26 protein-coding genes and 1 riboswitch are annotated in these 24,070 nt (G+C 66.0%); of the genes, 9 read left to right on the top strand and 17 right to left on the bottom strand.

Going from position 1 to position 24,070, the window contains the following annotated elements:
• Positions 1 to 118: 118 nt before the first annotated feature.
• The 10 genes from IB256_RS02690 to cobO all read right to left on the bottom strand — a co-directional run bounded on the left by IB256_RS02690 (position 119) and on the right by cobO (position 9,277).
• A complete protein-coding gene (locus IB256_RS02690) occupies positions 119 to 841 on the bottom strand; it encodes an adenosylcobinamide-GDP ribazoletransferase (protein WP_225601626.1) in 723 nt (240 codons plus the stop codon).
• A gap of 92 nt (positions 842 to 933) precedes the next feature.
• Positions 934 to 1,521, bottom strand: coding sequence for a histidine phosphatase family protein (locus IB256_RS02685; protein ID WP_192291397.1), 588 nt, complete (start codon positions 1,519 to 1,521; stop codon positions 934 to 936).
• Positions 1,518 to 2,573, bottom strand: coding sequence for a nicotinate-nucleotide--dimethylbenzimidazole phosphoribosyltransferase (gene cobT / locus IB256_RS02680; RefSeq protein ID WP_192401193.1), 1,056 nt, complete (start codon positions 2,571 to 2,573; stop codon positions 1,518 to 1,520). Before cobT ends, IB256_RS02685 begins: the two co-directional genes overlap by 4 nt.
• Positions 2,570 to 3,091, bottom strand: a complete 522-nt coding sequence (cobU, locus tag IB256_RS02675) for a bifunctional adenosylcobinamide kinase/adenosylcobinamide-phosphate guanylyltransferase (protein ID WP_192291399.1) — start codon at positions 3,089 to 3,091, stop codon at positions 2,570 to 2,572. Before cobU ends, cobT begins: the two co-directional genes overlap by 4 nt.
• Before the next feature lie 231 nt (positions 3,092 to 3,322).
• Complete coding sequence (locus IB256_RS02670; RefSeq protein ID WP_192401617.1) at positions 3,323 to 4,762, bottom strand: cobyric acid synthase; 1,440 nt, start codon at positions 4,760 to 4,762, stop codon at positions 3,323 to 3,325.
• 8 nt (positions 4,763 to 4,770) lie between these two features.
• A complete protein-coding gene (gene cobD, locus IB256_RS02665) occupies positions 4,771 to 5,772 on the bottom strand; it encodes a threonine-phosphate decarboxylase CobD (RefSeq protein WP_192401191.1) in 1,002 nt (333 codons plus the stop codon).
• Positions 5,772 to 6,701, bottom strand: coding sequence for an adenosylcobinamide-phosphate synthase CbiB (gene cbiB / locus IB256_RS02660; RefSeq protein ID WP_192401189.1), 930 nt, complete (start codon positions 6,699 to 6,701; stop codon positions 5,772 to 5,774). Before cbiB ends, cobD begins: the two co-directional genes overlap by 1 nt.
• Complete coding sequence (gene bluB, locus IB256_RS02655; protein WP_192291405.1) at positions 6,698 to 7,348, bottom strand: 5,6-dimethylbenzimidazole synthase; 651 nt, start codon at positions 7,346 to 7,348, stop codon at positions 6,698 to 6,700. The genes cbiB and bluB overlap by 4 nt, the downstream gene beginning before the upstream one ends.
• Positions 7,345 to 8,637, bottom strand: coding sequence for a cobyrinate a,c-diamide synthase (locus IB256_RS02650; RefSeq protein WP_192401187.1), 1,293 nt, complete (start codon positions 8,635 to 8,637; stop codon positions 7,345 to 7,347). Before IB256_RS02650 ends, bluB begins: the two co-directional genes overlap by 4 nt.
• A gap of 28 nt (positions 8,638 to 8,665) precedes the next feature.
• Positions 8,666 to 9,277: a cob(I)yrinic acid a,c-diamide adenosyltransferase gene (cobO, locus tag IB256_RS02645; RefSeq protein ID WP_081520122.1), complete on the bottom strand. Its 612-nt coding sequence runs from the start codon at positions 9,275 to 9,277 to the stop codon at positions 8,666 to 8,668.
• A gap of 269 nt (positions 9,278 to 9,546) precedes the next feature.
• A riboswitch (cobalamin riboswitch) is annotated at positions 9,547 to 9,769 on the bottom strand.
• Positions 9,770 to 9,899: 130 nt separating this feature from the next.
• On the opposite strand from cobO, the gene IB256_RS02640 reads away from it, so the two are divergent.
• The 4 genes from IB256_RS02640 to IB256_RS02625 are packed head-to-tail and all read left to right on the top strand — an operon-like array spanning position 9,900 to position 13,392.
• Positions 9,900 to 11,045 (top strand): ABC transporter permease, encoded by a 1,146-nt coding sequence (locus IB256_RS02640; protein ID WP_192291409.1) that lies wholly within the window; start codon positions 9,900 to 9,902, stop codon positions 11,043 to 11,045.
• The gene (locus tag IB256_RS02635) at positions 11,042 to 11,827 is read left to right on the top strand and encodes an ABC transporter ATP-binding protein (protein ID WP_192291411.1); all 786 of its coding nucleotides are present in this window, start codon (positions 11,042 to 11,044) and stop codon (positions 11,825 to 11,827) included. Before IB256_RS02640 ends, IB256_RS02635 begins: the two co-directional genes overlap by 4 nt.
• Positions 11,828 to 12,766, top strand: a complete 939-nt coding sequence (locus tag IB256_RS02630; protein ID WP_081520119.1) for an MlaD family protein — start codon at positions 11,828 to 11,830, stop codon at positions 12,764 to 12,766. It abuts the gene before it with no gap.
• Positions 12,763 to 13,392 carry an ABC-type transport auxiliary lipoprotein family protein gene (locus IB256_RS02625; protein WP_192291413.1) on the top strand — a complete coding sequence of 210 codons (630 nt, stop codon included), beginning with the start codon at positions 12,763 to 12,765 and terminating at the stop codon, positions 13,390 to 13,392. The genes IB256_RS02630 and IB256_RS02625 overlap by 4 nt, the downstream gene beginning before the upstream one ends.
• A 6-nt stretch (positions 13,393 to 13,398) precedes the next feature.
• On the opposite strand, the gene IB256_RS02620 is transcribed toward IB256_RS02625, so the two are convergent.
• The 7 genes from IB256_RS02620 to IB256_RS02590 all read right to left on the bottom strand — a co-directional run bounded on the left by IB256_RS02620 (position 13,399) and on the right by IB256_RS02590 (position 19,637).
• Positions 13,399 to 13,650 (bottom strand): hypothetical protein, encoded by a 252-nt coding sequence (locus tag IB256_RS02620; RefSeq protein WP_151188007.1) that lies wholly within the window; start codon positions 13,648 to 13,650, stop codon positions 13,399 to 13,401.
• A 196-nt stretch (positions 13,651 to 13,846) separates the two neighbouring features.
• Positions 13,847 to 14,053: a hypothetical protein gene (locus tag IB256_RS02615; protein WP_045210393.1), complete on the bottom strand. Its 207-nt coding sequence runs from the start codon at positions 14,051 to 14,053 to the stop codon at positions 13,847 to 13,849.
• A gap of 117 nt (positions 14,054 to 14,170) precedes the next feature.
• Positions 14,171 to 14,605: a hypothetical protein gene (locus tag IB256_RS02610; RefSeq protein WP_225601588.1), complete on the bottom strand. Its 435-nt coding sequence runs from the start codon at positions 14,603 to 14,605 to the stop codon at positions 14,171 to 14,173.
• 175 nt (positions 14,606 to 14,780) lie between these two features.
• Entirely contained in the window at positions 14,781 to 17,093 is a 2,313-nt protein-coding gene (locus IB256_RS02605; RefSeq protein WP_192401186.1) for a hypothetical protein, read from the bottom strand.
• Positions 17,093 to 17,965, bottom strand: a complete 873-nt coding sequence (locus IB256_RS02600) for a hypothetical protein (RefSeq protein WP_192401184.1) — start codon at positions 17,963 to 17,965, stop codon at positions 17,093 to 17,095. The genes IB256_RS02605 and IB256_RS02600 overlap by 1 nt, the downstream gene beginning before the upstream one ends.
• A 1-nt stretch (position 17,966) precedes the next feature.
• On the bottom strand, positions 17,967 to 18,611 hold the full coding sequence (locus tag IB256_RS02595; protein ID WP_225601587.1) for a class I SAM-dependent methyltransferase: 645 nt from the start codon (positions 18,609 to 18,611) through the stop codon (positions 17,967 to 17,969).
• A 60-nt stretch (positions 18,612 to 18,671) separates the two neighbouring features.
• Entirely contained in the window at positions 18,672 to 19,637 is a 966-nt protein-coding gene (locus tag IB256_RS02590; RefSeq protein ID WP_192401182.1) for a glycosyltransferase family 2 protein, read from the bottom strand.
• A gap of 238 nt (positions 19,638 to 19,875) precedes the next feature.
• Here IB256_RS02590 and IB256_RS02585 point away from each other — a divergent pair, with 238 nt between their 5' ends.
• From IB256_RS02585 to IB256_RS02565, 5 genes are all read left to right on the top strand, one after another.
• Entirely contained in the window at positions 19,876 to 20,886 is a 1,011-nt protein-coding gene (locus IB256_RS02585; protein WP_192401180.1) for a D-cysteine desulfhydrase, read from the top strand.
• A gap of 110 nt (positions 20,887 to 20,996) precedes the next feature.
• The gene (gene tcyJ / locus IB256_RS02580) at positions 20,997 to 21,797 is read left to right on the top strand and encodes a cystine ABC transporter substrate-binding protein (RefSeq protein WP_192401178.1); all 801 of its coding nucleotides are present in this window, start codon (positions 20,997 to 20,999) and stop codon (positions 21,795 to 21,797) included.
• Positions 21,797 to 22,468 (top strand): cystine ABC transporter permease, encoded by a 672-nt coding sequence (gene tcyL, locus IB256_RS02575; protein ID WP_192401616.1) that lies wholly within the window; start codon positions 21,797 to 21,799, stop codon positions 22,466 to 22,468. Before tcyJ ends, tcyL begins: the two co-directional genes overlap by 1 nt.
• Positions 22,465 to 23,232, top strand: a complete 768-nt coding sequence (gene tcyN / locus IB256_RS02570; protein WP_192401176.1) for an L-cystine ABC transporter ATP-binding protein TcyN — start codon at positions 22,465 to 22,467, stop codon at positions 23,230 to 23,232. The genes tcyL and tcyN overlap by 4 nt, the downstream gene beginning before the upstream one ends.
• Before the next feature lie 126 nt (positions 23,233 to 23,358).
• Positions 23,359 to 24,057, top strand: coding sequence for a pirin family protein (locus IB256_RS02565; RefSeq protein WP_192401174.1), 699 nt, complete (start codon positions 23,359 to 23,361; stop codon positions 24,055 to 24,057).
• Positions 24,058 to 24,070: the final 13 nt, after the last annotated feature.

Below are 24,070 nucleotides of genomic sequence, written 5' to 3'. Positions count from 1 at the left end.
ACGTAGGATGAGTGGAGCTTGCGATACCCACGTGGTCGGCGCATGAGCAGTGATGGGTATCGCTGCTCTCCACGCCATCCTACAAGGATGTCCAGGCCAGGCTCGTGACAAGGCGAGATCAGAGCGCCAAGGCCACCAGCACGGCGCACTCGATCATCTCCAGCATCGCCCCGGCGGTATCCCCGGTGGTACCGCCCAGGCGGGCGATGAAGCGGCTGCGCAACCAGACGAACACCACCAGCGCGACCACCAGCGCCAGCAGGCCGGTGAGGCCCACCAGCACCATCAGCGCCGCGTTGGCCGCCAGCATCCACGGCATCGCGCCGCGCGGCAGGTGATCGGCCAGCGCCTGGCCCAACCCGCCCTTGCGCGCATAGCCGGTGGTGAAGAACAGCAGCGGCAGCGCACAACGCCCCAGCCAGGGCGCCAGCAGCAAACCCCAGTGCTGGTGATTGCCAAGGATCGCGGTGATCGCGGCGAACTTCAGCAGCAGCAACAGCACCAGCGCGACCACCGCCGCCGGGCCGCAGCGCGGGTCCTTCATGATCGCCAGGGTACGTTCGCGATCACCCAGGCCGCCGATCCAGGCGTCGGCCGAATCGGCCAGGCCGTCCAGGTGCAGAGCGCCGCTGAAAGCTACCCACACCAGCAGGATCAGCGCCGCCTGCAACAGCAGGTGCACGCCACTGAGCAACTCGCCCATGGCGAACAAGACGGCACCGATCAGCAGCCCCACCAGCGGGTAATACAAGGTGGCACGGCCAAACTGTTCGGGCGTCGGCATATGCCCCAGGCGCACCGGCAGTCGGGTGAGGAACTGCAATGCCACCAGCGGCAGCAGCCAGTCGCTGAGGTGGGCGGCGTGCACGTCCGCCCCGCTCTGCTCGGCGGGCTCGGGTGCCTCTTGCTCGCGGTCCCGGTGCGGGTCGTTCATCAATTGCTTGCCTTGTGGATGCGCCAGCCGTCGCCGTCGCGGGTCACGTCCAGCGCCATGCATTCGCCGTGGGCCACCACCACTTCCAGCAGACGCCTGGCCGGCAGGCCGCTGGCCAGCGCGCCGAGCAGGCGCATCACACCGCCGTGGGTGACGACCAGCACGGACGATCCGGCGTGGGCTTGGTAGAGGCGCTGCAGCGCCGCGAAGACGCGGGATTCGAAGTCGCCCATGGCCTCGCCACCGGGCGGAGGGAAGGCGTACGGATCGTTCCAGAACTGCTCCAGCGCCGCGGCATCGCTCTCCATCAGCTTAGCTGGCGAAAGGCCTTCCCACTGGCCGAAATCCAGCTCCTGCAGGCCCGGCTCGAAGCCCAGCGGCAAGCCATGGCGCGCCGCCAACTCCTCGGCGAAAGCCGCGCAACGCTGCAAAGGCGAGCTGACCAGCACCGACCAGCGGCACTCATCGCCCAGCGCGCCGCGCATCTGCGCCCAGCCGGTTTCGGTCAGCGCATCGTCCAGGCGGCCGCGAAAGCCACCGCCAAGTTCGGTCTCGCCGTGACGCAGCAATTCCAGGCGCAGTGTCATGCTGGACGATCCGACACCGCTGCCTCGGCGAAAGTCGCCATGCCGCTGTGCAACCGGCACGCCTGACGCAGCAGCGGCACTGCCAGCGCAGCACCGCTGCCCTCGCCCAGGCGAAGGCCGAGGTCGAGCAATGGCTGCGCGTCGAGCGCGGCCAGCACGCGATTGTGCCCCGTCTCGGCGCCAGCGTGAGCGAACAGCAGCCAGTCCCGGCAACCGGGGTTGAGGTGAGTGGCGCACAGCGCGGCGGTGGTGCAGATGAAGCCGTCCACCAGCACCGGAATACCTTTCTGTGCGCAGGCGAGGTAGGCGCCCACCAGCGCGGCGATCTCGAAACCGCCGAGACGGCACAGGGCCTCGAAGGGCTCGTCGCAGTGGGCGCGGTGCAGCGCCAGCGCGCGGTCGATCACCTCGACCTTGCGCACAACGCCCCGCGAATCCAGCCCGGTACCGGGGCCGACCAACACCTGCGCCGGTTCGTCCAGCAGGGCGCAGGCCAGAGCCGCCGCCGAGCTGGTATTGCCGATGCCCATTTCGCCACCGATGAACAGCTCCGCACCGGCCTGCTGCGCTCGGCGCACGGACTCGCGGCCGGACTCCAGGGCGATCAGGCACTGGGCGGCGGTCATCGCCGGTTCCCTGGTGAAGTTCGCGGTGCCGGCTCCGACCATCACATGCAGCACACCCGGCAGCGGCTCCAGCGGCGTGGCAGTACCGAGGTCGATCACCTCCAGGCGCGCGTCGAGGTCGCGGGCCAGCACGCTGATCGCCGCACCGCCGCGCACGAAGTTGCGCAGCATCTCGACGGTCACCGCCTGCGGGTAGGCCGACACGCCTTCGGCGACCACGCCGTGGTCACCGGCGAACAGGGCGATCCAGATGTGTTCCAGAGTTGGCCGCTCGCGGCCCTGCAGGCCGGCCAGGCGAATGGTTTCAACTTCCAGCCGGCCCAGCGCGCCGCGCGGCTTGGTCAGTTGGTCCTGGCGCGCGGCGGCCTTGTCCTGCGCCACACGGTCGATCGGCTGGGTGCCTTGCAGCCACCATTGCAGACTCATAACGCTTCCCCCTTTAACACCATGGGCAGGCCGGCGACGGTGAACACTACACGCTCGCTGACCTCGGCCAGGGACTGGTGCAGCCAGCCGGCCTCGTCGACATATCGGCGGCTGAGTTCGCCCATCGGCACCACGCCCAGCCCGGTTTCGTTGCTGACCAGAATGATGCGTCCGGGCAGTTGCGGCAGTGTTTCCAGCAGCGCGTCGATCTCGCCGCGCAGGCGCCAGCCGTTTTCATGGATCAGCAGATTGGTGACCCACAGGGTCAGGCAGTCCACCAGCACGCACTGCTGCGGCGCCGCCAGGCGCTCCAGCGTGTCGGCCAGAGCCAGCGGTTCTTCCACCAGGCCCCAGTGTTCGGGGCGGCGCTCGCGGTGCTGGAGAATACGCGTGGACATCTCACCGTCGCCGGCCTGGGCCGTGGCGATGTAGGTGACCGGCAGTCCGCTTTCCGCCGCCAGGCGTTCGGCCAGGCGGCTCTTGCCCGAACGGGCGCCGCCGAGGATCAGTTCAAGCATGGACTCTCCGCAATGACGACGTCCCTGTAGGATGGGTGGAGCCTGCGATACCCATCGCATCGCAGCAGGGAATTGATGGGTATCGCTCCGCTCCACCCATCCTACGCGGAGCGATGGTGGCGTTCGGATCGCGCACCTCCGCCTCAGCCGTAGGGCGCATAACGCCCCCGGCGTTATCCGCCGAAACATTGGCAAGACGAAACGGCGGATAACCGCGAACGGTCATCCGCCCTACAGTCCGCACAGCCGACTCAATTTTTCCGTATCCAGATGCGCCTCGACCTGATCGGCCAGGCGCTCGATGTCGCGTTCGCGCAGGGCGTGGTAATCGATGCTCTGCACCTCGCGCAGCCCCGCCCAGCGCAGCAGCGCCGAGCTGGATGCGCTGGACTCGAACAGCCCGTGCAGATAAGTCCCCATCACCTGGCCGTCGGCACTCAACGCGCCGTCACTGCGGCCATCGCTCAGGCGCACGGCCGGGTTCGCCAGCGCCGGGCCTTCGCTGACGCCGGCATGAATCTCGTAACCACTCACCGCAGCCTCTTCCAGCGCCAGCTGGCCGCTGACGTTGCGCAGTTGCTTCTCCGGCTCCAGCACCGTGCAGAAGTTCAGCAGGCCGAGACCGTCGCTCTCCCCCGCCGCGCCTTCCAGGCCGTGCGGGTCGGCCAGGCTGCGGCCGAGCATCTGCAAGCCGCCGCAGATGCCCAACAGCTTGCCGCCGTAGCGCAGGTGACGGCGGATCGCCTCTTCCCAGCCCTGGGCACGGAGGTAGGCCAGGTCCGGCCGCACGCTCTTGGAGCCGGGCAGGATGATCAGGTCCGCCGGCGGGATCGGCTGGCCGGGGCCGACGAAGGTCAGTTCGACCTGCGGGTGCAGGCGCAGAGGGTCGAAGTCGGTGTGGTTGCTGATTCGCGGCAGCACCGGCACCACCACGCGCAGGTGCTCGCCGGTCTTGGCGGCCTGACGGGTATCGATGGCGTCCTCGGCTTCCAGGTGGAAGTCCATCAGGTACGGCAGCACGCCGAGTACCGGCACGCCGGTGCGTTCTTCCAGCCAGTCGAGGCCGTTCTGCAGCAACGCGATGTCGCCGCGAAAACGGTTGATGACGAAGCCTTTTACCCGCGCCCGCTCGCTCTCGGAGAGCAGCTCCAGGGTGCCGACCAGATGGGCGAACACGCCGCCACGATCGATGTCGGCAATCAGGATCACCGGGCAGTCCACCGCCTCGGCGAAGCCCATGTTGGCGATGTCGTTGGCGCGCAGGTTGATCTCCGCCGGCGACCCCGCGCCCTCCACCATCACCACCGGGTACTGCGCGCTGAGGCGCTGGTGGGATTCAAGCACCGCCTGCATCGCCACGCGCTTGTAGTCGTGGTAGGCCACGGCGTTCATGCTGGTCACCGCGCGGCCGTGGATGATCACCTGGGCGCCGGTGTCGCTGTTGGGCTTGAGCAGCACCGGGTTCATGTCGGTGTGCGGCGCCAGGTGGCAGGCCTGCGCCTGAACCGCCTGGGCGCGGCCGATCTCGCCGCCGTCGGCGGTCACCGCGCTGTTCAGCGCCATGTTCTGCGGCTTGAACGGCGCCACGGCCACGCCCTGACGGCGCAGCCAGCGGCACAGCGCCGTCACCAGCGTGCTCTTGCCTGCATCGGACGTCGTGCCCTGCACCATCAGCGTGCTCAACGCAGGCTCTCCATCTGGTTGAAGGTGCGCAGGCCATGCTCCAGGCGTTCCCAGTCCTTCTCGTCCGGCGGCAGGCCGAAGCGCAGGCTGCCGGGCGTCTCGAACAGGCGCACGAGGATGCCCTGGCGCGCCAGGTGATCGCGCAGCGCGTGGGCGCGCATGGAGACCACCCACTGGAACAAGGCCGTGCCGCCCTGCGGGGCGAACCCATGTTCGCCGAGCAACCCGGCCAGATGCCGGCTCGCCTCATGCAGATCGCGGCGCCGCTGGATCTGCTCCTGGAACTCGCCCAGCACGGCCTGCGCGACCCAGCGCGTCGGGCCGTTCACCGACCAGGGGCCGAGCAGTTTCGCCAGACTATCCAGCAGGCGCGGTTCGGCGAAGGCGAAGCCCAGCCGTGCCCCGGCGAGGCCGAAGAACTTGCCGAAGGAGCGCAGCACAATCAATCCCGGACGGCTCGCGCAGCTGGGCGCCAGGCTATGCTCGGGCGTGCAGTCCATGAAGGCTTCGTCCACCACCAGCCAACCGCCGCGTTCCTGCAGACGCGCGTGCCACTCCAGCAGCACGCCGGCCTCGATGCGCCGACCGGTAGGGTTGTTCGGGTTGACCACCACCAGCACGTCGAAGCGCTCCAGGTGATGAGGGACCTCCTGGTCGCTGACCTCGCGCAGGATGTGTCCGGCGGCGCGCCAGGACTCGGCGTGCTCGGCATAACAGGGTGAGATCACGCCGACCTTGCCCGGCCGGCGCAGGCGCGGCAGCAACTGGATCGCCGCCTGGCTGCCGGGCAGCGGCAGCAGCTTCTCGGCACCGTAGTAGCGGCGCGCAGCGGCTTCCAGGCCGTCGCTGTCTTCGGGCAGGCGCATCCAGGCGGCTGCCGGCACGCTGGGCAGCGCCCAGGGCCAGGGCGAAATACCGGTGGACAGGTCGAGCCACTCGGAGAGCGGAATGCCGTATTGCTGCGCCGCTTTGCGCAACCGGCCGCCATGTTCGAGCATCAGAGCACTCCCAGGATGAAGATGACCACCAGCCACAGCAGCACGCCCTGACGTACCAGGGCCAGCGCGCGCCAGATGTCCGCGGCGGTCGGCGCCGGGCCTTCGCCCAGCTGTGGGCGCTCATGGAGTTCGCCGTGGTAACGGGCGGAACCACCGAGCGATACCCCCAGGGCGCCCGCACCGGTCGCCATCACCGGGCCGGCGTTGGGGCTGTCCCACTGCGGCGCTTGTGCGCGCCAGCAACGCAGGGCGAGACGGGTGTGGCCGAGCAGCGCGTAGGTGAACGCCACCAGGCGCGCCGGGATGTAGTTGAGCACATCGTCGATCTTCGCCGCGGCCCAGCCAAAGCGTTCGAAGCGCGCGTTGCGGTAGCCCCACATGGCGTCGAGAGTATTGCTCAGGCGATAGAGCACCACGCCCGGCGCACCGGCCACGGCAAACCAGAACAGCGCGGCATAGACCGCATCGCTACCGTTCTCCAGCACCGACTCGGTGGCGGCGCGGGCCACGGCGGTGTCGTCCAGTTCGGCGGTTTCGCGGCTGACCATGTAGCCCACGCGCAGGCGCGCTTCGTTCAGGTCTCCGGCGCGCAGGGCCAGTGCCACCGGCTCGGCATGTTCGTCCAGGCTACGCAGGCCCAGCGCGGCGTACAGCGCGAGCGCCTGCACGACCCAGCCGACATAGGGCAGCAGGCTGAGCAGCAGCGCGAGCAGGGTCAGCGGGATGACGGCGATGATCCAGGCGGTGACGCCGTGGCTGCGCCAGCCGAGGCCGGGGGTGTCCTTGCCGGCGTCGGCGCGGGAGCGGTTGAAGCGCCGCTCCAGCCGGTCCGCCAGATGCCCGAAGGCCACCAGCGGGTGCCAGCGTTTCGGCTCGCCGAACAGGGCATCCAGCACCACGCCGAGGACGCTCAGCAGGGCCAGGCTCATGGCTGTTCTCCCCAGTGGTTCTCGTACAGCAGCTCGCTGAGCGCGCGCGGTTGGCGCCAGCCTTCCAGGGCCAGCATCGGCGCCGGGTAGAACTCGCTGACCGGGCCAAGGCAGATCACCGCCACCGCCTCGGCGCCCACTGGCAGGCCGAGCAGTTCACCCAGCGCGGCGGGGTCGAACAGCGATACCCAGCCCATGCCCAGGCCCTCGGCGCGCGAGGCCAGCCAGAGGTTCTGGATGGCACAGGACAACGAGGCCAGGTCCATGTTCGGCAAGGTACGGCGACCAAAGACGTGCGCTTCGCGGCCATCCATCAGCGCGGCCACCAGCACTTCGGCGCAGTCGAGCACGCCCTCGACCTTGAGACGCATGAACTCGTCGGAACGCTCGCCCAGTGCCTCGGCGGTGCGCACGCGCTCCGCCTCCACCAGCCCATGGATCGCTTCGCGCAGATCCCGCGAGGTGACGCGGATGAACCGCCACGGCTGCATAAGCCCGACGCTGGGTGCCTGGTGCGCGGCTTCGAGCAGGCGCGCGAGCAGTTCGGGCGCCACCTCGCCGCCGCTGAAATGACGCATGTCGCGGCGCTCGGCAATGGCGCGATAGAGCGCGGCGCGCTCCTCAAGGCTGTAGGCGTGCTCGGTCATGGTCTCAGCAGGGCGGCTGCGGCGTCCGGGTCGGACGGCAGGTAGAAATGGATGTAGGAGGCGGTGAGCCGGCCGCGGCGAAACACCGCTTCGGCCACCGGCTTGTCGTTGGGGCAGACGCCACGGGCCAGCGGCTCCTCGCTGCTGTCCAGCAACGAATGGTGGAAGGTGTGCCCGCGCAGGGTGCCTTCGGGCAGCGTCACCGCTTGCAGCGCCAGCGCGGCGAGGCGCTTCTGCATGCGCGCTTCGCCCGGCAGCAGGCCGAGCAGTGCGGCGCGTTCACCAGCCACATCGGTCAGCGCATCGAGCAGATAGAGCATGCCGCCGCACTCGGCGAGGATCGGCTTGCCCATCTCGTGATGCGCGTGGATGGCCTGGGCCATGGCGCGGTTCCCGGCCAGCGCCTGCAGGTGCAGTTCCGGGTAGCCGCCGGGCAGGTAGAGGCTGTCCACTTCCGGCAACGCGTCATCACGCAGCGGCGAGAAGAACACCAGCTCGGCACCCAGCGCACGCAGCAGGTCGAGATTGGCCTGGTAGAGGAACGCAAAGGCGTTGTCCCGCGCCACGCCGATGCGCACGTCATCGAGGCGGGAGGATTCGCCGCGCGGCTCGGGCGCGGCAAAGCTCACCGGCAGCGGCAGCTCGGTACTGGCGCTGGCCGCCAGGGCATCGGCGGCGGCGTCCAGGCGGGCGTCGAGGTCAGCCAGCTCGTCGGCCTGCACCAGGCCGAGGTGTCGGCTGGGCAGTTCCACTTCGGTATCGCGCGGCAGCGCGCCATACCAGCGAATCCACTCCGGCAGGCTGTCGCGCACCAGGTCGCGGTGACGCTGGCTGCCGATACGGTTGGCGAGCACGCCGGAGAACGGCAGGTCGCTCTGGTAGGTCGCCATGCCAACGGCCATGGCGCCGAAGGTCTGCGCCATGGACTGGCCGTTGATCACCGCCATCACCGGCACATTGAAGCGCCGCGCCAGGTCGGCCGCAGACGGCGAGCCGTCGAACAGGCCCATCACGCCTTCGATGAGGATCAGGTCGGCCTCGCCGGCGGCCTCCCACAGCAGCCGACGGCTCTCTTCCTCGCCGACCATCCACAGGTCCAGCTGGTAGACAGGCGCGTCACTGGCTCGGGCGAGGATCATCGGGTCGAGGAAGTCCGGGCCGCACTTGAACACCCGCACCTTGCGCCCGAGGCGTGTGTGCAGGCGTGCCAGGGCGGCGGTCACGGTGGTCTTGCCCTGCCCGGAAGCGGGGGCGGCGATCAGCAATGCGGGGCATTGGCGCGAGGTCATACGACGCGCTCCGCCACAACGGGATGCATCAGAACTCCACCCCTTTCTGCGCCTTGATGCCGGCTTTGAAGGCGTGTTTCACCAGGCCCATCTCGGTCACGGTGTCGGCGGCCTCGAGCATCGCCGGCTGCGCGCCACGGCCGGTGGCGACCACATGCTGCATGGGCGGACGGGCGGCGATATCGGCCAGCACGGTGTCCAGCTCCAGGTAGCCGTGCTTGAGGGCGATATTCACCTCGTCCAGCACCACCAGGCCGACTTCGGGGTCGGCCAGCAGCTGGCGCGCCACGTCCCAGGCGAACTGCGCCTTGGCGATGTCGCGCTGGCGGTCCTGGGTTTCCCAGGTAAAGCCTTCGCCCATCACATGGAAGCTGACTTCCTCGGGGAAACGGCGGAAGAACGCCTCCTCGCCCGTGGTCGCGGCACCCTTGATGAACTGCACCACGCCCACCTTCATGCCGTGGCCCAGTGCGCGGGCGACCATGCCGAAGGCCGAGCTGCTCTTGCCCTTGCCGTTGCCGCTGTTGACCAGGAACACGCCGCGCTCCCCCTGGGCCTGGGCGATCTTCTCGTCGATCACTGCCTTCTTGCGCTGCATGCGCGAGCGATGGCGCTCGTCCTTTTCCGGGGATTCAGTCATGGGTGGTTGCTCCTGAAACGAATTGCGCAGGCGTCAGGCTGCCGGCCGGGTGGCAGCGAACGAGGAATGGAACAGGCAGGGATGAACCACAGGCGCGCAGAAGCGCCATGCGGCAGAGGTCGCCCAGCACAGAGGCTGTCGACCTGGGGAATAGGGATTTCACCTGAAGGATTCTCCGCCGCTCTCACCCGCGCGGCACTGACCAGTCGGGGCAGGCGGAGGACGGCAACGCGCGGCGCGCAGCGCCGACGTCGGCAGCGCCTCCCGCGATGCCATGCGATGCAGCAGGCCGGTCTCCGGGCTTGCGAGTGACGCCGTGAGGCTGTCGATGAACCGCGCCTTCCCATGCCGTGGCACAGTGGCTGTCTGCGGTTCGAAGCTCGCTTACCGTTGCGGGGGCAGCGCCGGAATGGTCGATTGCGCATCGATTTCACCGGCTTCCCTGTTTCACTCGCGGCTTGCGCCGGGAGCACCTGAAGCAGGCGCGCAGCTTAGTGGCTGGCGACCTGGGGCGTCAATTGAACAGGATATCGCCGGGCTTGTCCCAGCAGCAGGCGGCCGCTCTACAATGCGACACACCTGTCCAATCATGGCACTGTGTAACTCCGCTAGAATGCGAACCATGACGATGACCGCCCAGCCCGGCCAGCTTCAGCTCGACACCTCCGCCAGCCCACCGCTGATGCACGTCAGCGGCGACTGGACGCTCGCGCATTTCTCCGCGCTGGAAGCCCAGGTAGCCGCCCAGCGTCACGCCGAGTCCCCCGCCGCGCTGGACTTCGCCGGCCTCGGCGCGCTGGACACCGCCGGCGCCGCCCTGCTCGCCGAGATCATCGGCGGCGCGCGCATGAGCCAGCTGGAACAGATCGCCCGCAACCTCTCCGCCGAACGCCAGGCATTGCTGCGCGCCGTCGGCAGCGCCATCACCCAGTGCCGCCTGGACGAAAAGGCGCCGGAGCCGGGCAACGCGCTGGTCGACGTGCTGGAACGCATCGGCATCGCCACCCTGACCTTCCGCGAGCACCTGGTCGGCCTGCTCGGCTTCATCGGCCTGACCCTGCAGACGCTCCTGCGCAACCTGCTGCGCCCAAGACGCTGGCGGCTCACCTCGCTGGCCGCGCACATGGAGGAAACCGGGCTGGACGCCGTGCCCATCGTCGCCCTGCTGACCTTCATGGTCGGCGCGGTGGTGGCCTTCCTTGGCGCCACGGTGCTGCAGAAATTCGGCGCACAGATCTACACCGTCGACCTGGTGGGCTTCTCCTTCCTGCGCGAATTCGGCGTGCTGCTCACCGCGATCCTGCTTGCCGGCCGTACCGCCAGTGCCTTCACCGCGCAGATCGGCTCGATGAAAGCCAACCAGGAAATCGACGCCATCCAGGCCCTGGGCCTGGACCCTGTGGAACTGCTGGTGTTACCGCGGGTGCTGGCCCTGCTGCTGACCCTGCCAATGCTGACCTTCCTGGCGATGATCTCCGGCATCTTCGGCGGCGGCGTGGTCTGTGCCCTCGCCCTGGATATCTCGCCGCGCATGTTCCTCTACATGCTGCAGAACGATATCGCCGTGCAGCACTTCCTGGTCGGCATCGTCAAAGCCCCGGTGTTCGCCTTCATCATCGCCGTGATCGGCTGCCTGGAAGGCTTCCGCGTCAGCGGCAGTGCGCAGTCGGTGGGAGAGCACACGACCTCCAGCGTCGTCCAGTCGATCTTCGTGGTGATCCTGCTGGATGCGGTCTTCGCACTGTTCTTCATGGAGATGGGCTGGTGAGCGAACCGATCATCGTCGTCCGCGACCTCGCCAACCGCTTCGGCACCCATGCCGTGCACGAGCATCTGGACCTCGACGTGATGAAGGGCGAGATCCTCGGCGTGGTCGGCGGTTCGGGCACCGGCAAGTCAGTGCTGCTGCGCAGCATCATCGGCCTGCGCCAGCCCAGCGAAGGCAGCGTGCATGTGTTCGGGCAGAACCTGCCAGCGCTGTCCACGCTCGAGCGTTCGAAGCTGGAAAGGCGCTTCGGCGTACTGTTCCAGAATGGCGCGCTGTTCTCTTCGCTGACCGTGAGCGAAAACATCTGCCTGCCGCTGATCGAGCATGCCGGGTTGTCCCGCGCCGATGCGCAGTTCATGGCCAAGGTGAAGATTTCCCTCGCCGGCCTGCCGCCGGACGCCGGCGGCAAATACCCCGCCGAGCTTTCCGGCGGCATGGTCAAGCGCGCGGCCCTGGCCCGCGCCCTGGCGCTGGACCCGGACATCCTGTTCCTCGATGAACCCACCGCCGGCCTCGACCCCATCGGCGCGGCGGCTTTCGACCAACTCATCCTGACCCTGCGCGACGCCTTCGGCCTCACGGTGTTCCTGGTCACCCACGACCTGGACACTCTCTACACCATCTGCGACCGCGTCGCCGTGCTCTCGCAGAAGCGCGTGCTGGTGGTGGGGCCGCTGGAGCAGGTCGCCCGGACCGACGACGCCTGGGTGCAGGACTACTTCCACGGCCCGCGCGGCCGTGCTGCGCTGCAGGCCACCGAACACCTGCGGGAGGAAAACTGAATGGAAACCCGTGCCCATCACGTGCTGATCGGCCTGTTCACCCTGGTCGTGTCGATCGGCGCGCTGCTCTTCGCTCTGTGGCTGGCGCAGTCGAGCAACGACCAGAAGTACAAGATCTACGACGTGATCTTCAACGAGGCGGTGACCGGCCTGTCCGAGGGCGGCACCGTGCAGTACAGCGGCATCCGCGTGGGTGACGTGGTGTCCCTGCGCCTGGACCCGAACGACCCGCGCAAGGTCCGCGCACGCATCCGCGTCTACGACAGCACACCGATCCGCGAAGACACGCGCGCCAAGCTGGCCCTCACCGGCGTCACCGGCCAGGCCATCATCCAGCTCTCCAGCGCCGCCCAGGACAGCCCACCGCTGGCCAGCAAGGACGGCGAGGTGCCGGTGATTAAGACCATCCCTTCGCCTTTCGCCAAACTGCTGGCCAACGGCGAGGACATCGCGACCAACATCAACAACCTGATCAACAACGTGAACCGCATGTTCTCCCAGGAGAATGTCGACCGCATCAGCCGCACCCTGGACCACATCGACCAGGCCACCGGCGTGGTAGCCGAGCAACGCGACGACATCCGCCAGACCTTCAAGGAACTGGCCGCCGCCAGCGAGCAGGCGCGCATCACCCTGGCCAACGCCAGCCAGCTGCTCGAACGGGCCAACCAGACCCTGGGCGGCAAGGGCCAGGACATCCTCGACGACACCCAGAAGACCCTCGCCTCCCTGCGCACCAGCAGCGAGCGCGTGGAACAACTGCTGGGCAGCAACTACGACTCGGTGAATGGCGGCCTCAATGGCCTGGGCGAGATCGGCCCGGCGATCCGCGAACTGCGCTCCACCCTGGAAGACCTGCGCGGCGTCACCCGCCGCCTGCAGGAGAACCCCACCGGCTACCTGCTCGGCCGCGAGCGCAACAAGGAGTTCCAGCCATGACCGCCCTTCCCCGCCTGCTCGGTGTCGCCGCCCTGGTCAGCCTGCTGGGCGCCTGCTCGATCCTCCCGGAAGCGGAGAGCCCGGACTTCTACCTGCTGCCCGCCACCCAGCAACCCGCGCGCAGCAATGCGGCGGTCAACTGGTCGCTGCGCGTCAGCGCCCCCAACGCCAGCCTGGCACTGGACAGCAACCGCATCGCCGTGGTCCCGCAGGGCAACCAGCTGAGCAGCTACCAGGGCGCGCGCTGGAGCAACCGTGCACCGGGCCTGCTGCGTGACCGTCTGCTCGACGCCTTCACCGCCAACAGCAGCGTACACGCCCTGAGCAGCGACGAAGCCAGCCTGCAGGCCGACCTCGACCTGACCGGCGAGCTGCGCGCCTTCCAGAGCGAGTACCAGAACGGCCAGCCGGTGATCCACATCCGCTACGACGCGCGCCTGGTGCGCACCCTCGGCCAGCGCATCGTTGCCTCGCACACCTTCGAGGTCCGCCAGCCGGTTGACGGCAAGCAGGTGCCCGAAGTGGTCAGCGCCTTCGGCAAGGCGGCCGACCAGCTTTCCGCGCAGGTGGTGGAGTGGACGTTGCAGCAGGGGCAGCAGCAAAAGTTCACGCCGCCTGCCCCGTAAGAGGGCTCAGCGACAGTGGTAGGGGCTTTCGCCTTCCAGCTCCTGATCCGTTTCCACGTCCTTGATGGTGACGATGGCCTTCGGATAGACCGAGCAGAGTGAGTTGCGCACCGTATAGATGCCGCTGCCATGGGCGAGGAACTTGCCGTTGCTCAGGGCCTTGCCGGATTCGTCACGGGCACTGACTTCGTAATTGCCGGTCATGGTGATGCAGCCGGCGAGGGCCAGCAGGGAAAGGACGGGAACGAGGACTTTCATGGATTCTCCTTGGACGCGAGGCGCCCCTTCTGCCGGGGCATAGGGCGCAGGTGTCTATCCGTGACGGGTTCGCGAGAGCGGGAATGGCCAGCCAGCATGGCAAGGCCGATGCGGATACGACCGATACCGGTCGCCGCAGTTCAGCCAGCGCCCCCACAAGAGCGCCGGCTGACGGTGTTTCAGACGAGAGGCTACTTCAGCGCTTGCCCATCGAGCGACGCGAGCCGCGCGGGTGCGGCGGGCGGTACTCGGCCTGGTCGTGAGGCTTGCGATGCTGGTAGGCGGTTTTCGCCTGCTGCTGCGCAGCCAGTGCGGCCTTGGCCAGCTCGGCCAGGGAGAGTTTGGGTTGTTCCTGCGCGTTGTCGGCGCTTTCGTCGCGGGGCGGCTGCTGAGAGGACGTCATGGGTAGACCGGTTCTGAAAGGTTTGAATCGGTGCACATGATAGCCGAAGTCGCCCTCTGCCGGCTGCCCGCCCGCACGAACGGCGCGGGCCGGGCCTTCAACCGGCACGCAAAGCCATCAGCTCGGCGGGAACAGCGTGTCCGGGCGGGTCACGTACTCGGTCGCTTCGGCTTCGGTCATCACCCAGATCTGGCTGATTCGGCTATCCAGGCCCATCTTGATACCGACGAACTTGCCGGCGATCTTCGGCAGCATGCCGTAGACCATGAAGCGGTTGTCCTCATCACGGATGCGGATGCTGACCGACAGCGGATAGCTGATGGTCTTCTGGTACAACCCGATGGTGATCACCTGGCGCAGCAGGCTCGGCTTCGGCCGCTTGAGGGTGATCACCGGATAAACCGCACTGTCGACGAAACCCACCATCATCCCCGAAGGAATCACCCGGTCGGCCAGCGCCGGGCTACTCAGCCCCAGTATCAGGGCCAGTGCGCCGAGCAGCTGAAGCGTCCAGCGTTGCAGCGAAGCGCGTGAAGGTACTGCTGATGTCATCGGATTTCCCGCCCTGGTTTTCCTGTTTTCGTTATCGCCCGGTTATGGCTTCCGGATCTGAGCGTGGAGCGTAGCGGTTCGCCGCGCCGCTGTCCGCACATTGATTCACAGCCCTTGCAGACAACGGCACCTACTGCTGCAGGGAGGCGCCGCGGTGGAAAACTCCGTTACGCCTTTACTTCACTTCATGCAATTCGATGCGCGTCAGGGAGACGCCCAGCACCCGGACGTCCTGGGAGCCGTAAAGCCGCTGAGGCGACTCAGGCTTGTCGACCTCGACCCAGACACTCTGCACGGAACCTTCGGTGCAAACCGGCACACTGTAGATCCGCGGGTCAGGAGTGACGCTCCGGTGCGACTCGCTCCAGTCGATACCACGGCAACTCTGCCTCAAGCTGACTCCTACGTGCCTGTCCGCACTGGCGGCGAATGCCCCCAGGGTGAGCTGGAATTCACAAAGACGGTCCTGACAACCGCGGGGAATCGGCAGCTGCAAGCGAGCCTTGCTCCCGGACCAGACATGTCCGGACTCCACCGGATACCATCCCGCGGCGAGCATGGAATCCAGCTCACTGAATCCCTGACGAATCACGATGGGGAACTGGATCTTCTCTGCCCATTGGCCGAGCGCCTGCTGCATCTGAGCGGGAGACTTCAGGCGTACGGTGGCGAACCATTCACCGTCCTCGACCTGCAGCCAGGGCGATTGGGCCAGCCGCTGCACGAGATCATGCCTTTGCTGTCGGATATCCGCAGGGCAGGAGAAGTGGGGGGCCAGTTCGAGGTCCGCCCTCTGCTCCACAGCAAGGCGCATGCTGGTCTGCTCGAGACAGGGCCAGAGATGCGCCGCCCAGAGCATGTCGATGTAGGGGAATACGAGCGCGTCCGCATCTTTTGTCAGCAGCAGGCGAGTCAGCGATTCGACATCCACAGCGGCTGGAGCCCCTGCGCCCATGCCCTGAAACGCCGGGGGCCACCGCTGGTAGGCCTTTTCAAGGTTCTTGTCGCCGCCAATGTTGAAAGTGCGAACCTTGAGTCTGGACGCCACGTAATTCGCCATGAAATCGTTGCCCCAGGGGACAAAGGCCACCAACTCCCCTGGACGCAGCTGTTTGCCCAGCGGCTCGACCATCTGCCCGTCCATGAGGGCGAACATAGAGCGAGAGTCCTCTCCCCATCGCCAATGCGCAATCATGTGCGGAAGGTTGAGCAGGGTCAGGCTGCCCAACAATACCCAGCCAAGGCGGCGCCTATGCATGCCTGGCGCGTGCAGCATGAGGAGAAGCCAGGCAGCAAAAACACCCAGCGCAGCCCAGCGATAAACCGCGCGCATGGAATTGAAGCCCGGCAAATGCTCCCAGACCCAGGCGGTCCCCGTCGGAGCGAGTGCGCGCTCTGCCGGCATCAAGGGCGCAAGTGTTTCGGCGCGCTGGTCCGGCACACCCTGCGGCTTGATCGAGTGAACCTTGAGCGAAGGCCCGAGCGCCAGATAGTAGGCCAACAGCAGTGCGCCAATCAGCGTCACGGTCAATGCCCGGCGACGACGAGACAGAGCTGTTGCCACTCCTGCGGCCAACAGCAATGGCAAGGCGAAGGTGGTCTGCCAGGTCGATACATCGCCATAGAAGCGCTCGGCAGAACGATACTCACTGAGGCCCAGGAGATCCGGAATCCACAAGACGCCTCGACTGGGCGCGACAAGGTAGCTCAGATCCAGCCCCCACCCCCGGAAGAATTCAAGCGGCGACTTGGAAAACTCGGCAACTCCGACGTAGCGGGTGTAGGACCAATAGGCCAACGCGAAGCCTGCGAGATGAACAGGCATCGCCCAGAAGAGTACCCTGGCGCGCGGCAGCACCTGGAAAACCAAGGCGTAGCACAGTGCGAGGCTGGAGCCGACGGCGAACATCACAAAGGTGTATCCGTCCATGAACACCGCAATGAAGGCCGCAACCAGATACCCCGCAGCACCGGCCAAAGGCTTGACTGTGGTATCTAGCAGGCGCATCAGCGACCAGAAATAGAAAGGAAGCAGCGCGATTCCCAGGGAGAGCATGCTATAGCCGGCATGTGCCCAAATGACCGGCTGGGTCGCCCACACCACCGCGCCCAGTGTGGCCAGGTTTGGCGTGCAACCCAATCGCAGCGCAATCTGTCGCGCGGCCAGAAACGCCACGATCAGCCAGAGCGCGACCATCATCGAATAGGCATCGGCGGGCTGCAGCCCGAGCCGCAACAGGATGTTCACCGGCCAGGCGCCGGCCAGACCGAAGGCAATGGCAGCGCTGCTGGGTACACCAATGTCCTGGGCATATAGCGAGCCCAGCCCATGATTGGCCAACGACTGGGCGAACCCCGTGGTCCAGACAGCCTGGCCCAGCGTCGGGGTCAGAAGGCCCGGCACGGCATTGTTCAACAGGCACACAAAGGCTATTGCAAGGCACAGCACCAGGTACCGACTGAAACCACTCTTGGACAACCAGTTCATCAATGCTTTCCTGAATCCAGATCCCGCACGACCAACGCAGCGCAGAAGAACAGCAGATCCCCGCAGACCGTCACCACTCGCCCCAGCACCACCGCCAGGAGCAAGTCCGCTTCAGCCACCATAGACTTGAGTACGACCAGCAGGACCAACTCCCGCACGCCGACGCCGGCCGGTGCGCCAGGCGTGACCAGCCCGACCAGCCAGGCTACGACGAAGGCCCCCGCAACAATGGGCCATTCATGGGCAGGGAGTACGGTCTGCAAAGCGGTCAGCTCCACCAGCGCCACGAAGATCGACGCGGAGATCAGCAAAAACAGAATCTGCCATGCCAGCGCCAGGACTCCGTCCCGGCCCAGGAAGCGATACACGCCGTACATTCCGAGCACAACGGCCAGGCACCAGATCACCGGCCCCAGCAGCCAGGGCAGCGCGGGTAAAAGTACCGGGACCAGCAAGACAACGAACAACCCGCCCGCCCCCGCCAGTAGCGCAAGCTCAAAAGCGATGGACTTGGCCAGCCCGCGGCCCGGCCAACCCGCGGCCATCCCCAGCGCCTGTCGGCCAGCGACATGGAGGATGTTCCCCGGCAGATACTTGGCCAGTTGCGAGAGCCCGTAAGCCCTGACCGCCCAGCGCCGGGACGCGCGGATATCAAAGCGCCGCAACAGGCAGTGCCAGGCCAGCACGAGCGGCCCATTGGCCAGCGCGTAGGTCAGAGCCAGCCCGGCAATGATCAACCAGTGCGAGAAAGAGATTGCCGCCGGATCGAACTGAGTACCGTACTGCCTGAGGCGCAGAGCCACGAACAGCAGGCTGAGCACAGCCAGGAAACTGCCGCCCCAGTGCAGCAGCTTGCGCCAGGAGAACGCCATCTCAGCGGCGGGGACGGCAGAGCAGCATGGTCCAGGGCAATGGCGAGCGGACCTCGATGACCTCGAAATACTGCTCGACCCATCTCACGAAACCACGGGCGGACCAGTGCTGCAGATGGCCCGGCGTATTGCCCAGGCTACCGATGTACTTTCCACGAGCAAGATTCAAAACGCACCAGAGCGGCTCCCGGGGCACGCTCAGAATCAGGTGGCCCGTCGCCACGCGCTGCAGAGCGCGCATGCCGGCGTCGGGATCCTCCAGATGCTCAAGCACTTCACAACAGACAACCAGATCGGCGGAATCCTCCGCGGACTGCAAGTCATAGATGCTTCTGACGTCGAAGACACGCTCGGAATCGAGCGCCCGCGCGTCGGCATTCTGTCTGGCAAGGTCGATAGCATGGGTGGAAAAGTCGCACCCCCTGGCCTGACGCCCCTCCTCGAGCCAGCGCAAGACCCAGTACCCCTCACCGCAGCCGATTTCGTGGATCGACTTTGGCGCCGCCCGCTCCACCAGGCCGGACAGGGCGAATTCGAAACCGGCCATGATCCGCTTGACCAGCCAGTTCCGGGAACCGTACTTGTCATAGGCATTACCAACGACAACGCCGTTCTCCCGAACGCCGCCAGCTACCTTGATGCCCATGAGGTCTCCTTCTGGAGGCCTGCCGCCAGCGCTCCGCGCAGCGCCTTGAAACCCGTCTCGTCAGTCATCTTTGCTCAGCTCGGCTACCTTGACGCGCACATCTTCCAGGAGCTTTCTGTTGGCCGACAGCAGGTCCGCCACGAAAGCGATCAGCAGGGTCTGGAACCCCATTCCCAACAACGCCCCGGCCAGGATCAGCGATTGAACATGCCCCTCTCCGTCGCCGGAAACATACTTCCAGAGGAACCTCAGGCCAATCAGCACGCCCACCGAAAAGAGTGCGATGCCAATGCTGCCGAAGAACCGGAAAGGACGGTAGACGATGAAAATCCGGATGATGGTGACAATGCTGCGCTGAATGTACGACGGAATACTCTTTACCAGTCGGGACGGCCTCAGGTCCGCATTGACCCGGATCGGCACCGAGACCACCGTCAGGTTCTTCTGCCCCGCCTGGATGATTGTTTCCAGCGTATAGGTGTAATCGCTGAACACCATCATCCGTTGCGCAGCGGCCCGGCTGATCGCCCGGAAACCGCTCGGGGCATCCGGAACATCGGTCTTGCTGGCGACACGCACCACCCAGCTGCCCAACCGTTGCAGGGCCTTTTTCACCGGGGAGAAATGCTCGATCGCACTGATTGGCCTTGCGCCGATGACGAGATCGGCCTGATGTTCGAGAATCGGCAAGGTCAAGGCGGGGATATCGGCCGCGCAGTATTGATTGTCGGCATCCGTATTGACGATCACATCCGCCCCGAGACGCAGGCAGGCGTCCAATCCGGACATGAACGCACGCGCCAGGCCCTTGTTGCCGGCATGCCGCACTACATGATCGACACCGTGAGCCCGCGCTACCTCGATCGTCGCATCGCTGCTGCCATCATCGATGATCAGCCATTCGACCTGGGTGAACCCACTCACTTCACGCGGCAGCTCGGCCAGGCAGACCGGCAGGGAGTCTGCCTCATTGAAGCAGGGAATCTGAATGATCAGTTTTCGCTGCGGCTCAGTCGTGGAAACCATGTGTACCCTTGGAAGAAAGCGAGCCTCCCTCATGGAGGGCGAAGCTCTTGATGCTACACCGAATTTCACCTTAATCCGACACACCGTGCCCTATTTGGTACAGCAAAAATCCAGAGCCAACAGGGGTGCTAAAAGGCCACCACCCATCGCGGCGTATTTTTTGGAACGGCCGCTGATTCAGCACTGACACGCCCAGAATCAAACGATTATTCTCGCCACCTTCCACGTGAGGAGTTCCATGAACGGTATTCGCAACGCCCTCGCCCGCCTCCCCCGCCTCGACCTCGTGGGTGGCCCAACCCCACTGGACAAGCTGGAGCGGCTGTCCACACTCTTGGGCCGCGAGCTGTACGTGAAGCGCGACGACACGACGCCCTTCGCCCTGGGCGGCAACAAGGTACGCAAGCTGGAATTCCTCGCCGCCGATGCCCTGAAGGCCGGCGCCGACACGCTGGTTACCGCCGGGGCGATCCAGTCCAACCATGTACGCCAGACCGCCGCCGTCGCGGCGAAGCTCGGCCTGCGCTGCGTGGCCTTGCTGGAAAACCCCATCGGCACCGATGACCGCAACTACCTGAGCAACGGCAACCGCCTGCTGCTGGACCTGTTCGGCACCGAAGTCGAACTCGTACCCAACCTCGATACCGCGGACGAGATGCTGGCGCAAACCGGCGAGCGCCTGCGCCACGAAGGTCGCAAACCCTACATCGTGCCCATCGGCGGTTCCAATGCATTGGGCGCCCTGGGTTACGTGCGCGCCGGGCTGGAACTGGCGGAGCAAATTCATGGCAGTGGCCAGGAATTCTCCGCCGTGGTGCTCGCCTCCGGTAGCGCCGGCACCCATGCGGGCCTGGCGATCGCCCTGGCCGACGCCCTGCCGGAACTGGACGTCATCGGCGTAACCGTCTCGCGGACCGACGCGACTCAACGGCCGAAGGTCGAAGGGCTCGTCGAGCGCACGCTGGAACTGCTCGGCCGCGACTCGCAGGCCCTGCCGAAGGTACAACTGTGGGACGAGTACTTCGGCCCGCGCTACGGCGAACCCAATGCCGGCACGCTGGAGGCGGTGCAACTGCTGGCAAGCCAGGAAGGCCTGCTGCTGGACCCGGTTTACACCGGCAAGGCCATGGCCGGATTGCTCGACGGCATTCGCCGTGATCGCTTCGTAAAACCCGGGCCTATCCTGTTCCTGCACACCGGCGGTTCGCCGGCGCTATTTGCTTACCATCCGGCAAAGTGGACAGGCTGATAATCAGAACTAGGTATGTAATTTTTTATTATTTTATTGCATAACGATTCTGCCCATATAGTCGCCACACGTTGACTAACCTGCTTAAAACACCAAAAACGGGGACCACCATGACCTTCTCCGCACTACGACGTCATTTCCTGCTTGCCAGCCTGACCCTCTCCCTCGGCGCCAGCCTCTTCGGCCAGGCCCAGGCCGCCGACGACCTGCTCGCCCAGATCAAGTCAAAAGGCGAAGTCCGCGTCGGCCTCGAGGGCACCTACCCACCCTTCAGCTTCCAGGACGAGAACGGCCAACTTGCCGGCTTCGAAGTGGACCTCTCCCACCTGATCGCCAAGGAACTGGGTGTCACCGCCAAGCTCCAGCCCACCAAGTGGGACGGCATCCTCGCCGCGCTGGAATCCAAGCGCCTGGACCTGGTGATCAACCAGGTGACCATCTCCGAGGAGCGCAAGAAGAAGTACGACTTCTCCGACGCCTACACCGTTTCCGGCATCCAGGCGCTGGTGCGCAAGGGTGACGAAGGCAAGTACGACGCGCCGGAGAAACTGGCAGGCGTGAAAGTCGGCGTGGGTCTGGGCACCAACTACGAACAGTGGCTGCGCGAACACGTGCCGCAGGCTGACGTGCGTACCTACGAAGACGACCCGACCAAGTTCCAGGACCTGCGCAGCGGCCGCATCGACGTGATCCTGGTGGACCGCCTGGCGGCCTTCGACATGGTCAACAAGACCAAGGGCGCCATGGTGCTGACCGGCGCCCCCTTCGCCCGCCAGGAAGCCGGCATCGCCCTGCGCAAGGGCAACCCCGAATTGCTCGCGGCGCTGAACAAGGCCATCGAGAAGTTCCGGGCCGACGGCACGCTGAAAAAACTGTCGGAGAAGTGGTTCCAGGCTGACGTCACCCAATGATCGAAGAAAGCCTGCAGCTTGCGCTGGATTCCGCGCCCTTCCTGTTGAAGGGCGCGGTCTTCACGGTAGTCCTCAGCGTAGGCGGCATGTTCTTCGGACTGCTGCTCGGATTCGTTCTGGCGCTGATGCGTCTGTACGGTTTCACCCCCATACGCTGGATCGCGCGCATCTATGTGTCGTTCTTCCGCGGCACGCCGTTGCTGGTCCAGCTCTTCATGATCTATTACGGCCTGCCCCAGGCCGGCATCGAACTTGACCCGCTGCCGGCGGCGCTGATCGGCTTCTCGCTGAACATGGCCGCCTACGTCTGCGAAATCCTCCGCGCCGCCATCGGCTCAATCGACAAGGGCCAGTGGGAAGCTGCCGCCAGTATCGGCATGACCCGCGCCGAGACTCTGCGCCGGGTGATCCTGCCGCAGGCCGCGCGCACTGCCTTGCCGCCGCTGGGCAACAGCTTTATCTCGCTGGTCAAGGACACCGCCCTGGCCGCCACCATCCAGGTCCCGGAACTGTTCCGCCAGGCCCAGCTGATTACTGCACGCACCTTCGAGGTCTTCACCATGTACCTCGCTGCCGCGCTGATCTACTGGATCCTTGCGAGCATCCTGTCGCACCTGCAGAACCGCCTGGAAGACCGGGTCAACCGTCATGACCAGGAGCACGACGCATGATCGAAGTACGCCAGCTGACCAAGCAGTTCCGCGGCCAGGAGGTGCTCAAGGGCATCGACCTGACCGTCGAGGCCGGCGAAGTGGTCGCGATCATCGGCCCCAGCGGCTCGGGCAAGACCACCCTGCTGCGCTGCCTGAACCTGCTGGAGGCGCCCAATGGAGGCACCATCAAGGTCGGAGAGATCCTCATCGACGCATCCAGGCCGCTCAGCGGCCAGCAGGGGCTGATCCGCAAGCTGCGCCAGCACGTGGGCTTCGTCTTCCAGAACTTCAACCTGTTCCCCCACCGCACCGCGCTGGAGAACGTGGTGGAAGGTCCGATCATCGTGAAGAAGGAGCCGCGCGCCCAGGCCATCGAGCGCGCCCGCCAGCTGCTGGCGAAAGTCGGCCTGGCCGGCAAGGAGGACTCGTACCCCAAGCGTCTCTCCGGCGGCCAGCAACAGCGCGTCGCCATCGCCCGCGCCCTGGCCATGCAACCAGACGTCATCCTGTTCGACGAACCCACCTCGGCGCTGGACCCGGAACTGGTCGGTGAGGTCCTGGCCACCATCCGAGGCCTGGCCCAGGAAAAGCGCACCATGGTCATCGTCACCCACGAGATGAGCTTCGCCCGCGACGTCGCGAACCGGGCGATCTTCATCGACAAGGGCGTGATCGTCGAACAGGGCGACGCCAAGGCGCTGTTCGCTCACCCCAGGGAAGAACGCACCCGCCAGTTCCTCAGCAAGTTCCTCGATCAAGGCGAGAAGCGCGCAGCCGAATAAAATCAAATTATTCGATCAATATACGCCGATATTTGCGCTTTTTTATCGATCAGGTGCGAGAGAAGATAGTCCCATGAACCGCGCGGACTGGCCCACCGGCCAGCCGCGCCCCACGAGGACTAAGTCATGATCGAACGCAGACCCTTCCAGCAACTCGGCGGCGCCAACCACGGCTGGCTCAACGCCAAGCACCACTTCTCCTTCGCCGAATACTACGACGCCGAGCGCATGGACTGGGGCAACCTCCGCGTCTGGAACGATGACGAAATCGCCGCCGGCACCGGCTTCCCGCCACACCCGCACCGCGAGATGGAAATCATCACCTACGTCCGCCAGGGTGCGATCACCCACCAGGACAGCCTGGGCAACAAGGGCCGTACTGAAGCGGGCGATGTGCAGGTGATGAGCGCTGGCTCGGGCATCGTGCACTCCGAGTACAACCTGGAGAAGGATGTCACCAAGATCTTCCAGATCTGGATCATCCCCTCGGTACGCGGGGGCACGCCGTCCTGGGGCGCCAAACCCTTCCCGAAGGGCGACCGCGCCGGGCGCTTCGTGACCCTGGCCAGCGGCTATGAGAACGACGCCGACGCCCTGCGCATCCGTGCCGAAGGCCGTATGGTCGCCGCCACCCTGAAGGCCGGCCAGACCGCCGAGTATGAACTGGGCGACGGTCGCCGCGCCTACCTGGTACCGGCAACCGGCAAGGTCGAGGTCAATGGCGTCGAACTGCTGGCCCGCGACGGTGCCGCCATCGCCGACGAGGTGGTGGTGAAGGTCACGGCGCTGGAAGACAGCGAAGTGATCCTGGTGGATGTTGCCTGATCTAAAGTGGGCG

This window comes from Pseudomonas sp. PDM17 (genome assembly GCF_014851985.1).
Classification (GTDB): domain Bacteria; phylum Pseudomonadota; class Gammaproteobacteria; order Pseudomonadales; family Pseudomonadaceae; genus Pseudomonas.
The sequence above is the reverse complement of the archived record's forward strand: the minus strand, read 5'-3'. Positions and strand labels throughout refer to the sequence as shown.

Coding starts and splice junctions, on each gene's coding strand:
- IB256_RS02610 (WP_225601588.1), bottom strand. CDS start 14,605: ATGACATCAGCAGTACCTTCACGCGCTTCGCTGCAACGCTGGACGCTT.
- cobT (WP_192401193.1), bottom strand. CDS start 2,573: ATGAGTCTGCAATGGTGGCTGCAAGGCACCCAGCCGATCGACCGTGTG.
- tcyJ (WP_192401178.1), top strand. CDS start 20,997: ATGACCTTCTCCGCACTACGACGTCATTTCCTGCTTGCCAGCCTGACC.
- IB256_RS02670 (WP_192401617.1), bottom strand. CDS start 4,762: ATGGTGCAGGGCACGACGTCCGATGCAGGCAAGAGCACGCTGGTGACG.
- IB256_RS02650 (WP_192401187.1), bottom strand. CDS start 8,637: ATGACCTCGCGCCAATGCCCCGCATTGCTGATCGCCGCCCCCGCTTCC.
- IB256_RS02590 (WP_192401182.1), bottom strand. CDS start 19,637: ATGGTTTCCACGACTGAGCCGCAGCGAAAACTGATCATTCAGATTCCC.
- IB256_RS02605 (WP_192401186.1), bottom strand. CDS start 17,093: ATGAACTGGTTGTCCAAGAGTGGTTTCAGTCGGTACCTGGTGCTGTGC.
- IB256_RS02620 (WP_151188007.1), bottom strand. CDS start 13,650: ATGAAAGTCCTCGTTCCCGTCCTTTCCCTGCTGGCCCTCGCCGGCTGC.
- IB256_RS02615 (WP_045210393.1), bottom strand. CDS start 14,053: ATGACGTCCTCTCAGCAGCCGCCCCGCGACGAAAGCGCCGACAACGCG.
- cbiB (WP_192401189.1), bottom strand. CDS start 6,701: ATGAGCCTGGCCCTGCTGAGCGTCCTCGGCGTGGTGCTGGATGCCCTG.
- IB256_RS02640 (WP_192291409.1), top strand. CDS start 9,900: ATGACGATGACCGCCCAGCCCGGCCAGCTTCAGCTCGACACCTCCGCC.
- tcyN (WP_192401176.1), top strand. CDS start 22,465: ATGATCGAAGTACGCCAGCTGACCAAGCAGTTCCGCGGCCAGGAGGTG.
- IB256_RS02595 (WP_225601587.1), bottom strand. CDS start 18,611: ATGGGCATCAAGGTAGCTGGCGGCGTTCGGGAGAACGGCGTTGTCGTT.
- cobU (WP_192291399.1), bottom strand. CDS start 3,091: ATGCTTGAACTGATCCTCGGCGGCGCCCGTTCGGGCAAGAGCCGCCTG.
- IB256_RS02565 (WP_192401174.1), top strand. CDS start 23,359: ATGATCGAACGCAGACCCTTCCAGCAACTCGGCGGCGCCAACCACGGC.
- cobD (WP_192401191.1), bottom strand. CDS start 5,772: ATGCTCGAACATGGCGGCCGGTTGCGCAAAGCGGCGCAGCAATACGGC.
- cobO (WP_081520122.1), bottom strand. CDS start 9,277: ATGACTGAATCCCCGGAAAAGGACGAGCGCCATCGCTCGCGCATGCAG.
- IB256_RS02600 (WP_192401184.1), bottom strand. CDS start 17,965: ATGGCGTTCTCCTGGCGCAAGCTGCTGCACTGGGGCGGCAGTTTCCTG.
- IB256_RS02585 (WP_192401180.1), top strand. CDS start 19,876: ATGAACGGTATTCGCAACGCCCTCGCCCGCCTCCCCCGCCTCGACCTC.
- bluB (WP_192291405.1), bottom strand. CDS start 7,348: ATGACCGAGCACGCCTACAGCCTTGAGGAGCGCGCCGCGCTCTATCGC.
- IB256_RS02685 (WP_192291397.1), bottom strand. CDS start 1,521: ATGACACTGCGCCTGGAATTGCTGCGTCACGGCGAGACCGAACTTGGC.
- IB256_RS02630 (WP_081520119.1), top strand. CDS start 11,828: ATGGAAACCCGTGCCCATCACGTGCTGATCGGCCTGTTCACCCTGGTC.
- IB256_RS02625 (WP_192291413.1), top strand. CDS start 12,763: ATGACCGCCCTTCCCCGCCTGCTCGGTGTCGCCGCCCTGGTCAGCCTG.